General features: G+C 74.8%; 8 protein-coding genes and 1 pseudogene. 5 read left to right on the forward strand and 4 right to left on the reverse strand.

Annotation, left to right across the window (positions count from 1 at the left end; genetic code table 11):
- Positions 1-11: 11 nt before the first annotated feature.
- Positions 12-1,448 carry an RICIN domain-containing protein gene (locus JK356_RS15315; protein WP_201868503.1) on the forward strand — a complete coding sequence of 479 codons (1,437 nt, stop codon included), beginning with the start codon at positions 12-14 and terminating at the stop codon, positions 1,446-1,448.
- Between the two features lie 60 nt (positions 1,449-1,508).
- On the opposite strand, the gene JK356_RS15320 is transcribed toward JK356_RS15315, so the two are convergent.
- From JK356_RS15320 to JK356_RS15330, 3 genes are all read right to left on the reverse strand, one after another.
- The gene (locus JK356_RS15320; RefSeq protein ID WP_201868504.1) at positions 1,509-3,563 is read right to left on the reverse strand and encodes an AAA family ATPase; all 2,055 of its coding nucleotides are present in this window, start codon (positions 3,561-3,563) and stop codon (positions 1,509-1,511) included.
- Positions 3,560-4,237: a DUF4255 domain-containing protein gene (locus tag JK356_RS15325; RefSeq protein WP_201868505.1), complete on the reverse strand. Its 678-nt coding sequence runs from the start codon at positions 4,235-4,237 to the stop codon at positions 3,560-3,562. The genes JK356_RS15320 and JK356_RS15325 overlap by 4 nt, the downstream gene beginning before the upstream one ends.
- A 172-nt stretch (positions 4,238-4,409) precedes the next feature.
- The gene (locus JK356_RS15330; protein WP_236671385.1) at positions 4,410-5,087 is read right to left on the reverse strand and encodes a response regulator transcription factor; all 678 of its coding nucleotides are present in this window, start codon (positions 5,085-5,087) and stop codon (positions 4,410-4,412) included.
- A gap of 220 nt (positions 5,088-5,307) precedes the next feature.
- Between JK356_RS15330 and JK356_RS15335 the strand changes: the two genes are divergently transcribed.
- Together JK356_RS15335 and JK356_RS15340 are read left to right on the forward strand one after the other, a co-directional pair.
- On the forward strand, positions 5,308-8,091 hold the full coding sequence (locus tag JK356_RS15335) for a LuxR family transcriptional regulator (RefSeq protein ID WP_201868507.1): 2,784 nt from the start codon (positions 5,308-5,310) through the stop codon (positions 8,089-8,091).
- Between the two features lie 582 nt (positions 8,092-8,673).
- Complete coding sequence (locus JK356_RS15340; RefSeq protein WP_236671370.1) at positions 8,674-9,486, forward strand: pectate lyase; 813 nt, start codon at positions 8,674-8,676, stop codon at positions 9,484-9,486.
- Between the two features lie 56 nt (positions 9,487-9,542).
- Here the strand turns inward: JK356_RS15340 and JK356_RS15345 are convergent, their stop codons facing one another.
- On the reverse strand, positions 9,543-11,252 hold the full coding sequence (locus JK356_RS15345; protein WP_201868509.1) for a bifunctional 3'-5' exonuclease/DNA polymerase: 1,710 nt from the start codon (positions 11,250-11,252) through the stop codon (positions 9,543-9,545).
- Positions 11,253-11,377: 125 nt separating this feature from the next.
- Here JK356_RS15345 and JK356_RS15350 point away from each other — a divergent pair, with 125 nt between their 5' ends.
- Both JK356_RS15350 and JK356_RS22230 read left to right on the forward strand, forming a co-directional pair.
- Positions 11,378-12,316: a ketopantoate reductase family protein gene (locus tag JK356_RS15350; RefSeq protein ID WP_201868510.1), complete on the forward strand. Its 939-nt coding sequence runs from the start codon at positions 11,378-11,380 to the stop codon at positions 12,314-12,316.
- 22 nt (positions 12,317-12,338) lie between these two features.
- Positions 12,339-12,395 (forward strand): annotated as a pseudogene (locus tag JK356_RS22230) (hypothetical protein); the annotation flags it as partial.
- Positions 12,396-12,429 lie beyond the last annotated feature (34 nt).

Raw genomic sequence — 12,429 nt, forward strand, 5'->3', positions numbered from 1 at the left:
AGCGTCGTGGCGTGAGCCTGTGGACTTCTCTGGAACCCTCCTCCGCGACTGTCGAAGCCGGCGGCAGTACGCGGGTGCGCCTGCGCGTGCGCAACACCGGCGACGTCGTCGACGAGTACCGCTTCGAACCCGTCGGGAACGTGGCGCCCTGGACGACGGTGGAGCCGCAGACGCTCCGGCTCTACCCGGGCACTACCGGGACCGTCGAGCTGACGTTTGCGCCGCCGCGCACCCCGGACGCGGCCGCCGGGCCGAACCCGTACGCCGTGCGGATCGTGCCGACCGAGCACCCCGAAGCCGTCACGGTCCCCGAGGGCAACCTGACCATCATGCCGTTCACCGAGGTGCGGGCCGAGATCGTGCCGCCCACGGTCAAGGGCCGGTTCCGGGGGCGGCCGCGCCTGGCCATCGACAACCTCGGCAACACCCTGCTGACCGCGTCGGTCACCGGCAGGGACAACGGCGACCAGCTCTCCTACGACCTCCAGCCGAGCAGCGTGCAGATCGAGCCCGGGCGGGCGGCGTTCATCAAGGGCACGCTGCGGCCGCGCGAGATCATCTGGTTCGGCTCCAAGCAGTCCCGGCCGTACACCCTGGCTGTGCAGCGCTCGGGCGCCGAACCGCTGCCGGTGGAGGGCACGTACGTCCAGCGCGGCTTCCTGCCGGGCTGGCTGGCGACCGTCCTCGGCATCACGCTGGCCCTGGCGGTCACGTTCGTGATGCTGTGGTTCCTCTACGCGCCCGACGTGCGCAGCCTGGCCCGCGAGGACAGCGAGGAGACCGGGGCCGTCCTCGAGCCCGAGCCCACCCAGACCCCCGAGCAGCCACCGCCGCCGGAGCCGGAGGACGAGGAGGAAGAGGAGGAGGAAGAAGAGGAGGAGAGCGGTGGTGACGAGGCTCCGCCCCCGCCGCCGGAGGATCCGCCGGTCGTGCCCGCGACCACGGTGATGCTGCGCAACGACGTCACCCTGCGGTGCGCCGACATCCCCGGCTACGAAGAGGGCCAGCTCAACGGCCCCGTGCAGCAGTCGGTGTGCAACCAGCCGGACAACCAGCTGTGGAACCTGGAGGTCGTCGATCCCGGCGGCGGGCCGGGCGGTGAGCCGCTCATCCAGATCGTCAACGCGGCGGACGGCCTGTGCATGGATCTGCCGGACTTCGGTGCCAACCCCCCGGGCACGCCCGTCACGGAGTACCGCTGCGACGGCACCACCGAGGACAACCAGCTGTGGTGGCTGGACGAGCAGAGCCCGGACGTCTACTGGATCCGCAACTTCGCCAGCAATAACGCCTGCCTCCAAGTGGAGGGGTACAGCCCCACCGACATCAACATCCCGCTCACCATCGAAGAGTGCGTCAATACCGACGACCACGAGTGGCGCATCGTCGAGCCGGTCGGCAGCGAGGACGACGAAAACTTTGAGACCGGCGGGGGGATGTTGGAGTAGCAGCCGCCAGGGCACCGCGGGCCGGTGCCCTGGCACCCGCTTGCAGGGGGCCGGCGCGGGTCACCACGCGCCCTCGCCCGGCACCAGGCGCCCCGCCTTGCGGTACTCGCGGCGGGCGCCTTCCAGCAGGTCCTCCCGCGTCACGGCCCCGCCGCGCCCGGCGGCCAGGTACGCGGCGGTGACGACGGCGCTGCGGATCGAGCCGCCGGCCAGCTCGAAGGAGCGGGCCAGGTCCTCCAGCGCGGCGCCGGCCCCCTCCTCGGCCGGCACGTGCGCCAGCCCGTGCCGCCACAGCGCCAGCCGCTGCTCCGCGTCCGGGAACGGGAAGTCGATCACCAGGTCCAGGCGGCGCGTGAACGCCTCGTCAATGTTGGCGCGCAGATTGGTCGTCAGCAGGGCGATGCCGTCGAACGACTCCAGCCGCTGGAGCAGGTAGGCGCTCTCCATGTTCGCGTACCGGTCGTGGGAGTCCTTCACCTCCGACCGCTTGCCGAAGACGGCGTCGGCCTCGTCGAAGAGCAGCACGGCGTCGGTGCGGTCGGCCTCGGTGAAGATCCGCTCGAGGTTCTTCTCGGTCTCGCCGATGTACTTGTCCACCACCGACGACAGCTGCACGACGTACAGGTCCAGGCCCAGTTCGGCCGCCACCACCTCCGCCGACAGCGTCTTGCCGGTGCCTGACTCGCCCGCGAACAGGCCCAGCACCCCCCGGCCCCGGCCGCCGCCCGCGCTCAGCCGCCAGTCGCCCAGCACCCGGTCGCGGTGCCGGGCGCGCTGCGCCAGCTCCCGCAGCTGGGCCAGCGGCTGCTCAGGCAGGACCAGATCCTCCCACCCCACGTCGGGCCTGATCCGCCGCGCGTGCCGCTCCAGCCCCGAGGCCGACTGCTGCCGGGCGGCCAGCCGCAGGTGCGCGGCCGTCAGCGGCGTGCCGTCGAAACCGGCCAGCTCCCGGGCGGCGCGTGCGGCGCGCGCCACGCGGTCGCCGCCCAGGTGGTAGGGCGCGACCGTGGCCGCCAGATCGAAGTCCGGTTCCTCACCCGGGCCCAGAGCAGCCGACCAGCCGCGCACCGCCCCCGCGCGCTGCCGGGGCGCGTCGAGCACCAGCGGGTCGCTCTGGCACCAGTGCGGGTCGTACGGGCGCGGGTCGGTCAGCAGCACGGACACGTCGGTGGGGGCCGCCAGCGCCCGCAGCAGCTCCGCCGGCCGCTCCGGCAGCGACGGGACGACGACCGTGCGGCCGCCCAGCCGCGCCTCGCGCAGCAGGTCGGGGACGCGGTCCTCGGGCCCGGTGTAGTACAGCGCCTCAGCCCCGGCGGCGCGCAGCGCGGCCGCGGCGCAGGCCAGCCCGTCACCCTCGCGGTGCTCGCGCAGGTAGACGGTGACCGGGCCGCGGGTCAGCCGGGCGGCCAGCCGCCGGGTGAACTCCCGGTCCGGGTCCTCGTACTGGGCCAGCGGCGGCGGGGGCCGCAGGTGCCCGGCCAGCGCGGCGTCCGGGGTGTCGTCGCCGAGCAGGTGGGCCACCACCCGGTCGGGCACCCGCAGCGCGCGGCTCAGGAACGGGCGTTCCGGTTCCTCGACGACCAGCAGCCCGAGCGCCGTGAGCGGTGCGGCGGGATGGAACCTGCCGCGCGCCGTCGCCAGGTGCGCGGGCAGCCCGCACAGGTCGAGCGCCAGCCCGACGGTGGCGCGGCGGCGGCTGACGTCGTCGTTGAGGTAGCCGTACAGCGGCTCGAAGGAGCGGTCCACGTCGGGGGCGAGCGCCAGCAGCAGCAGCGTGACATCGATGTCGGTCAGCCCCAGCCGCCCGGCGAGCTGGTCCAGCCGGTCGCCCGCGCCGGTCACGTCCGGCAGCAGCAGCGCCGGGCCGTCGTCCAGGCCGCCGGGGCCCGTGCCGGCGTGGTCCGGTACGGCCGGTCCCGCGGGCCGCAGCAGGCGCTGGACGGCCTCCTCGGACAGGTAGAGCCCGCGCAGCGGGTCACCGGCGGTCGGATCGTCCGCGGAGCGCCGCTCGACGAGCAGCGCGACCCGTTCCTGTATCCGGGCGAGGCGGGCCAGCAGCGCGGCGGCCGGGTCCGTGCGGGCGGTGGCGGGGGGTGGCAGCGGCCCGGCGTTCACTCCGGTTCCTCCGGCGCGCCGGTGCCCAGCCGCGCCGCGGCGGCGGCCGCCACCTGATGCGGCCGGTGCGCGCGCTCCCGCGGCTGCTCCTGCGGTTCCTCGTCGAGGCGGCTGAGGCGGACGGCGCCGCCCTTGGTGACGGGCGGGCCGGCGTCGTACTCGGCGAACGCGGGGAAGGGCGCGGTGACCAGCAGGTCGACGGACGGCTTCAGCTCGCCGCCCAGCGCCGACCAGATCTCCGCCAGGGACCGCGTCTCGGTCTGGATGCCTCCCAGTGTGAGCGTCACCGTCTGGCCCAGCTCCCGCAGCGTGCCCGGCAGCGCGGAGGGCGGCAGCTGGTCGTGGGGCAGCAGCGAGCCCAGTACCGCCGACAGCAGCCGGTGTTCGTCCTGCGGCTGCCGCGTCCACGCCGTCACCAGGTACGACAGGCGGAACCAGCGCGGCGGCGTGCGGTGCTTCGTCACCACCTTGCGCTCGTCGTACACCGGGGCGAAGCCGCTCTGACGGCGCTTCATATCCTCGTGAATGTCGTACAGGAAGGCGTTGATGACCGGGCCGTTGCGCCGTGCCGCCCAGTCGCGGGTGGGCGCGTCGAACGAGATGTCAATGCCGGACCTGGCCAGCGCGCCGCTGCTGAGCAGCCCTTTGAGGACCTCGTCCACCTCGTGGATCACGTGTCGCGCTCCCGCCCTGCCGTGCAGCGTTCTGGCCGTGGCCGTGCTGGCCGTGCTGGCCGTTCCGGCCGTCCGCATCCTGCACCGTGCGCCGCCCTGGCCGCAGGCGCGGCGGGGACGGCGTGCGGGAAGAGGACCGTGCCCCGGGGAACACCGCCGGGTGCCCCTTCGGTCAGATGTAGCCTTCACGCAGGGCATAAGCAACAGCGTGTGCCCTGTTACGGAGATGCAGACGCGTGGTCAGACCGTGCATCACATTTTTGATAGTGCGTTCGGAGTAGGACAGCTTGCTGGCGATCTCTCCTGTGTCGAGCCCTTCGGCCACAAGCCGGAGCACATCCACCTCGCGTGGTGACAGCCCCGAGGCGGGGAGCCCGACCCTTCCCGCCGCTGTGCGGTGCAGCGCGCCGACCTGGCTGATCAGGCGACCCAGCAGATCCGCCGGCAGATCGCCGTCCCCGCGCGCGGCCGCCAGGACGGCCTGCACCAGCCGGTGCTCGGTCGCCTCGTGGCGCCAGACGATGGCGCCGGCCCCGCACTCCACCACCTCCAGCAGCTCTGCCTCCCGCAGCGTGCCCACCACCAGCACGGCGCGTGCTCCTTCGCTGCGCACCACCCGCCGCAGACGTGTGAGCACGCTTTCGTCGAGGGTGTCGCTGATGAGCAGCGCCACGGTGCCCGGGCCCGTCTCGGACTCCTTGCGGAGCTCGATCTCCGGGTGCCGGCGCAGCTGGCTGACCGCGCCCTCGCGGGAGATCGGGTCCGCGGCGAGAACCGTCACCGGGACTCGTCCGGCCGGCGTGCGGCAGCCAGCCGCCGCCGGGACTGTGGTCCGAAATGAAGTGCGCAAACCGTCTCTCCCGACATCGGAGTGCACGCCGCCGGTGAACCGGGCGGCCCTGGTCTGCATCAACACTCCGTGACACGTGCCCGCCTGCACAATCGTGGATGACCACGAGAAGGACCACGAGATTGCCCGCGAGGCCATTCCACGAGCGGGCGGCACGTGAGCCAGAGACGGCCCTCACCGGAGCGGGCCGTCACCGTCACAGCCACGACAGGAGGCAGCGATGACCGCAACGCCGCCCGGACACCGGGAGGCCGTCGCGCTGCTGGCCGCGGAGGCCGCCCGGGCCCGGGCCGGCTCCGGCCGTCTCGTCCTGCTGCGCGGGGCCACCGGCACCGGCCGCACCACCGTTCTGGAGGCGGGCACCGAGGAGGCGCAGCGGCACGGCATGCGCGTGCTGCGGGCGCGGTGCTCACCCGCCGACACCACGATGTCCATGGCCGTGGTCCAGCAGCTCCTCAACCCCGTTCCCGAGTTCTCCGACCTCGCGGCGGACTCCTACGACCGTGCCCACGCGGCCCGGATGTGGCGGCTGCTCCGCTCCTACGCCGACCAGGGGCCCCTGCTGGTCGCCGTCGACGACGTGCACCTGGCCGACGCCGACTCCCGGCGCTGGCTGGCGGAGGCCGCACTGCGGATTGACCGTTTACCGCTGCTGATGGCCATGACCGAGCGGAGCCAGTACGACGTCGACCCGCCGGGCGCCAGCGTCACCCACGCGCTGCCGCCGTCCCTGGTGCGGACCCACACCCTGGGGCCGCTGACACCTGAGTCGGCGACGGCGCTGGTGCGCGCCGAGCACCCCGTGGCCCACGCCGCGTGGGTGGAGGACTGCGTGCGCGCCGGCGCGGGCAACCCGCTGCTGCTGCGCGCGCTGCTCGACGACCTCGGCGGCGGGCGGCTGGCGGCCGTGCCGGAGACCTGCGCCGCGCTGTATCCCGGGGCGTACCCGGCGGCCGTGTCGTGGTGGCTGGACAACGCCGGTCCCATGACGGGAGAGGTGGCGCGGGCGCTGGCCGCGCTCGACGAGGGATGGAGCGACCAGCAGCTCGCCGTGGAGAGTTCCTGCACCACGACCGGGCTGCCCGGGCTCATCGGCGCCATGACCGGCGCCGACCCGGCCCGGGTCTCCGGCTGGATCACCGCCATGACCCGGCTCGGCGTGCTGCGGACCGATGCCTCCAGCCGCCCCCGCTACGCCCATCCGCTGCTGCGGGACGCGGTGCTCACCGGCGTGCCGGTGACGCGGCGGCAGGCCGCGCACCGCGCCGCGGCCGAGGCGATGGTGCGGCACGGCGCCTCCCCCGAGGCCGCCGCGCGGCAGCTGCTGCGGGCCGACGCCGTGGGGGAGGAATGGGCGCTGGCCGCCCTGACCGAATCGGCGGAGCAGGCGCTGCGTGACAGCCGCCTCGACGACGCGGCGGTCCTGCTGCGCCGGGCGCTGGACGAGCCGATGCCCGATGAGCGGCGGCAGCGCCTGCTGACCGAACTCGGCTCTCTGGAGTACGCCGCCGCGCACCCCGCGGCCGGGCTGCCCCGGCTGGCCGAGGCGCTGCGGCTGGCGACCGGGCCGCGTGACCGGACGCGGGCGGCGGTCGCGCTCGGCACCGCGCTCGCCGGCCTGGGCAGGACGCCCGAGGCCGTGGAGACGCTGCGCGGGCTGGCGGGCGAGCTGGAGGACCACCCCGAGCTGGCCCGCACGCTGTGGAACGCCACCGTGCTGCTGTCCGACCACGACCAGCACGCGCGGGCCGAGGCGTACCAGTGGCTGCGGGACACGGCGGCCGCCGCGCCGCAGCTCGTCGGCACGGCCGGGATGGCGCTGCTGGTGCGCTACTCGGCCACGGCCGGACTGGTGTCAGCCGAGGAGGCCATGCGGCAGGTGCGTGCCCTCCTTGCCGAGCCTGCCGACACGCTCACCGAGCCGTTCCTCGTCGGCACGGCGGCGGTGGTCGCCCAGTGGGCCGACGAACTCGACGAGGCGGAACGGCTGGTGCGGCGCGGCCTGGCCGGGCAGCCGCCGTTCGCGCTGCACCCGATGCGGGAGGCGCTCCGCGACACCAAGGCCGACATCGACGCCGCCCGCGGCGACCACGCGCGGCTGCTGAGCGAGACGCCCGGCGTTGCCCCGGGGCAGACCGGGCCGACCAGCCGGCTGGCCCACGCGGTGCTTGCCATGGTGGAGACCGGGCGGCTGGAAGAGGCGAAGTGGATGGCGGAAAGCTTCGACCTCAGGGATGCGCCGGACTCCTGGTACCTCAACCGCTTCCTGTATGCGCGCGGCGCGCAGCGGGCGGCGGCGGGCGACGCGGCGGGCGCGCTGCACGACTTCCTGGAGTGCGGGCGCCGCCAGTCGGCCCGCGAGGTGGTCAGCCCGGTCGTCACCCCGTGGCGGACCGCCGCCGCCGAGTGCCACCTGACTCTCGGCAACCCGGGGGAGGCGCTCGCGCTGGCCGAGGAGGAGCTGCGGCTGGCCCGGGTGTGGAACACGCCGCGCACGGTCGGGCGGGCGCTGCGGGTCCTGGCGGTGGCGACCGGCGGCCGGCATGGCATGGACCTGGCGGAGGAGGCCGTCCGGACGCTGCGGGACAGCCCGGCTGAGACCGAACTGGTCACCGCTCTGCTCACGCAGGGGCGGCTGCTCGCCGCTGCCGGGGAGCGGGCCCGCGCCCGTGACGTGCTGCGGGAAGCGGCGGTGCGCGCCGAGCGGCGCGGCGCGGTGCGGCTGCGGCGGCTGGCCGAGGAGGCGTTGCGCGAGGGCGGTGCCCGCCGCACCGGCGCGGCGCACAGCGGGTCCGGCGCGCTTACAGGCAGTGAGCGCCGCATCGCGGAACTGGCCGCGGCGGGACACACCAACGCGGAGATCGGGGAGCTGCTGCACCTGGCCCGCCGGACGGTGGAGACCCATCTCACCAGCGCCTACCGGAAGCTGGGGATCCGGCGCCGTGCTGAACTGCGTCCGGTGCTGGAGTCCGACGGTGAGGCGGAGCCGAGCGGTGTGGGGTGAGGCGCCGGACGGGCGCCTGGGTGCGGGAGGTATGCGGGAGACGTGCGCCAGGCGTGTGTGCTCCGGGCGGACGGTGGCCTGCCTTCCCGTGTGCCCGGACCGGAGAACCGGGATGGTGCCGTGGCCTGGCATGCCGGCGAAGCCCACGCGGTGAGCGGTAAGTCCCACGGTTTTTCTGCACGCTAACTCCCGCTTGATAAAAGGGAGTTCGTCCCTGCTGGAATGCTTGACAGCGGTGTGCCGGACGGATAGTTTCCCGGCAGTCAGAAAGCGCTTTCTGACTGGGCGTCAGCAGAGAGCCGCAGCATGAGCGCGCGGTGCGGGACGAGCACCGCGCGCGGGATTCCGGGAGCCGCCGGGCGACATCCGGTATCGCCGCGTTCCCCGCATGACCCTGCAAGGGTGGGACGGATACGGAACCGGACCCGTATCCGTACCCGGTGCCGCACCGCGCGGAATTCCCGTTCCCGCTCCGCGCCGTGCGGCCACCGCTCTCTGCCCGGCGGCGGACCGGCCAGCCGGGGTCCGCACCGTGGCACGGCGCTCCGAGACGGCACGAACCGTTCAGAGAGGCAACAGACCATGCGATCCCCACATCGCCGAGTCACCGCACGACGCGGCGCGCTGCTGCTCGCCGCCGCTGCCGCCCTGGTCGCCGGCGGCATGACGGCGTCCGCCAGCGCCTCCCCGGCCGCGGAGACCACCGCGGTCTCCTTCCCGGAGCCCGCCGGTGAGATCGTCGTCCACGAAACCATCGAGGTGGACGGCACCTTCGACGGCGGCAACGTGCGCTACGTGCCGGGCCCCGAGCTCGGCGACGGCAGCCAGGACGAGGACCAGCAGCCGGTCTTCGAGGTGGCCGAGGGCGGCACGCTCAGCAACGTCATCATCGGATCGCCGGGCGCGGACGGCGTCCACTGCGAGGGCAGCTGCACGCTCAGCAGCGTGTGGTGGGAGGACATCGGCGAGGACGCCGCCACCTTCCGCGGCGGCGACGGCTCCCGGTTCCTGGTCACCGGCGGCGCGGCGCGCGGCAGTGACGACAAGGTCTTCCAGCACAACGGCGGCGGCACCCTGACGGTGACCGGCTTCGCCGCGGAGGACTTCGCCACCCTGGTGCGCTCCTGCGGCAACTGCTCCACCCAGTACCAGCGGCACATCGTGCTGGACGGCGTGGAGGTGACCGTCCCGGCCAGCAGGCTGGCCGGCATCAACGAGAACTACGGCGACTCCGCCACCCTGCGCAACATCACCATCATCGGCGACGACGGCCGCGGTGTCGTGCCGTGCCAGCGGTACATCGGCAACGACAACGGTGACGAGCCGGAGCAGACCGGGAGCGGCCCGGACGGCACCCACTGCCTCTACAGCGAGTCGGACATCAGCTACCGGTGAGCCGTACCGGCGCCCGCGCCCCGGCCGGGCGCCGGTACGTACCCCGTGCCCGCAGGTCACTTGGCGTCCGCGTAGCACTCGGCCACAGCCGTCGTGAACGAGAAGCGCACCGGCGTCTCGCCGAAGGCCAGGCGCCCGGCCTCCTGCCCGGCCGCCGCGACCGCCTCCACCACGGCAGCGGCCTCCTCGTGCGGGCAGTGCACGATCACCTCGTCGTGCTGGAAGAACACCAGCTCAGCCCGCGACCCCCGCAGCCGGGCGCGCAGCCCGGCCAGCATCAGCAGCGCCCACTCGGCGGCGCTGCCCTGCACCACGAAGTTCCGCGTGAACCGGCCCCGGGCCCGCGCCGCGGGGGTGGCGGCGGGCGGGGCGCTGTCCCCGTCCGCCGCCCCGTCCGCCACTGCGTACGGCGCGTCGCCGGATCCGCCGTCCCCGCTGTCCCCGGGCCGCTGCCCGGCGGGCGGGCAGGTGCGGCCCAGCCAGGTGCGCACCAGCTCCCCGCGCTCCCCGGCGCGCGCCGCCTCGTCCACGTACGCGACCGCGTCGGGGAACCGGCGCCGCAGCCGGGCCAGATGACGCAGGCCGTCCCCCGACGTCTGGCCGTAGACGGCGCCGAGCAGCGCCAGCTTCGCCTGCTCCCGGTCCCCGCTGAAGCCGAGGCGCCCCAGCTCGGCGTACAGGTCGCCCGTGCCGCTGGCCGCCGCCATCAGCCCCCGGTCCCGCGAGATGGCCGCCAGCACCCGCGGCTCCAGCTGGTCGGCGTCAGCGACCACCAGCCGCCAGCCCGGGTCGGCCACCACCGCCCGCCGCAGCACCCGGGGAATCTGGAGGGCGCCGCCGCCATTGCTCGTCCAGCGGCCGGTCGGCGTGCCGCCCGGAACGTACTCCGTGCGGAACCGGCCGTCGCGCACCCAGTCCCGCAGCCACGACCAGCCGTGCGCCGTCCAGATCCGGTACAGCCTCTTGTACTCCAGCAGCGGCGCCACCGCCGGGTGATCGACCTGGCGCAGCTCCCAGGAACGCGTCGAGGCGAGCCGGATGCCCGCCCGCCGGAACGCCCCGATGACATCGGCCGGGAGGTCAGGCCGCACCCGCACGCCCTCGCCGAAGGCCCGCGATATCCGCTCCGCCAGCTCGGCCAGCCGCCGCGGCTCCCCGCCGCCCGGGTACCGCTCGCCCAGCAGCTGCGCCAGCAGCTCCCGGTGGATGTCCTCCCGCCACGGCAGGCCCGCCTGCCGCAGCTCGGCCGCGATCAGCGTCCCGGCCGACTCCGCCGCCAGCAGCAGCCGCAGCCGCTCCGGACGGGCGGCGGCGGCCGTGCGCGCCAGCTGTGCCGCGTACACCTCCCGCAGCACAAGCAGCGGGTCCGCGTCCGCCGGCAGCGGGGCGGGCCCCGCCTCGAACAGCGACGGCTGGACGGAGTCCGCCGCGGCCGGCGGCGGGTCCTCGGGCACCGGCAGCCCCCGCAGCCGCGCCCAGGCGGCGGCGAGCGAACGGGGCTGCCCGTGCCGCCCCTCGTAGCCGAGGAGCACCGCCTCGGCGGCCTCCACGTCGTAGCACCGCTCCACCCGCACGCCCTCCCGCAGCAGCGGGGGATAGGCGTCGGCCGTGGACCGCCACACCCACCGGGACACGCCGGGACGGGCGCGCACCGCCTCCGCCAGGGACGCCGCCGACTCCACCGGCCCGGCGGCGCCGCCCCGCTCGTCAAGCGGGCACAGCCGGACCGAGCCGTCGCCGTACCGCGCCACCGCCCATCTGCCCATGCCCCGAGTCTCGCAGGCGGCACTGACAGCCGCTGGGGTGGACGGGACGGCCGGGGTGGGGTGTGCTCATGGTGCGGACGGCGTGCACCGGGCACGCCGCAGCGAAGGAACGGAGGACAGCGGGAATGCGCATCGCGGTGATCGGAGCGGGCGGCGTCGGCGGCTACTTCGGCGCACGGCTGCGGGCCGGAGGCAACGACGTCACCTTCGTCGCGCGCGGCGCCCACCTGGCGGCCATGCGCCGCTCCGGGCTGCTGGTGCGCGGGCCGCTGGGGGAGATCCGCACCCCGCCCGGCTGTGCCGTCGGCGACCCGGCGGACCTCGGCCCCACCGACCTCGTGCTCGTCGCCGTGAAGCTGTGGGACACCGAGGAGGTCGCCGCGCGGCTGCGTCCCCTCACCGAGCAGGGGGCGTACGTGCTGTCGCTCCAGAACGGGGTGCACAAGGACGACATCCTCCGCCGCCATCTGCCCGCCGCCTCCGTGCTGGGCGGCACCTGCTTCGTCTCCGCCGTCATCGAGGAGCCCGGCGTCGTCGGCTACCGCGGCACGCTGGGCCGGCTGGCGTTCGGCCCCTACGAGCCGGGGCAGGAGGACATCGCCCGGCGGCTGCTCGACGCCTGCCGCGCGGCGGGCGTGGAGGCGGATCTCAGCGCCGACGTCAGGCGCGTGATCTGGGAGAAGTTCGTCTTCCTCGTGGGCCTGTCGGGAGCCACCGCCAGCGTCCGCCAGCCGATCGGGGTGATCCTCGCCCACGACCGCACCCGGGCGCTGCTGCGCGACCTGATGGCCGAGACCGCCGCGGTGGCGCGGGCGTCGGGCGTCGGCCTGGACGAGGGGTTCGCCGACCGCCAGCTCGCGTTCTGCGACACCCTTCCGTCGGGCATGACCTCCTCGCTCCACCAGGACCTGCAGCGGGGCAACCGCCTCGAACTGCCGTGGCTCAGCGGGGGAGTGGCCGACCTCGCCGGCCCCCTGGGCATCCCTGTGCCGAGGAACCGCGCCGTGGCCGACATCCTCGCCCCGTACGTGCACGGCACGCCCGCCGAGCCCGCCGCGTCGTAGCGGTCCCGCGGAAGGACACCCGATGCCTGTTCCCGCCTGGTTCACCCGCGCCCGCTTCGGGCTGTTCGTCCACTTCGGCCTGTACTCGCTGGCCGCCCGCCACGAGTGGGTGA

This window comes from Streptomyces sp. 7-21 (assembly GCF_016741785.1).
In the GTDB taxonomy this organism is placed as follows: domain Bacteria; phylum Actinomycetota; class Actinomycetes; order Streptomycetales; family Streptomycetaceae; genus Streptomyces.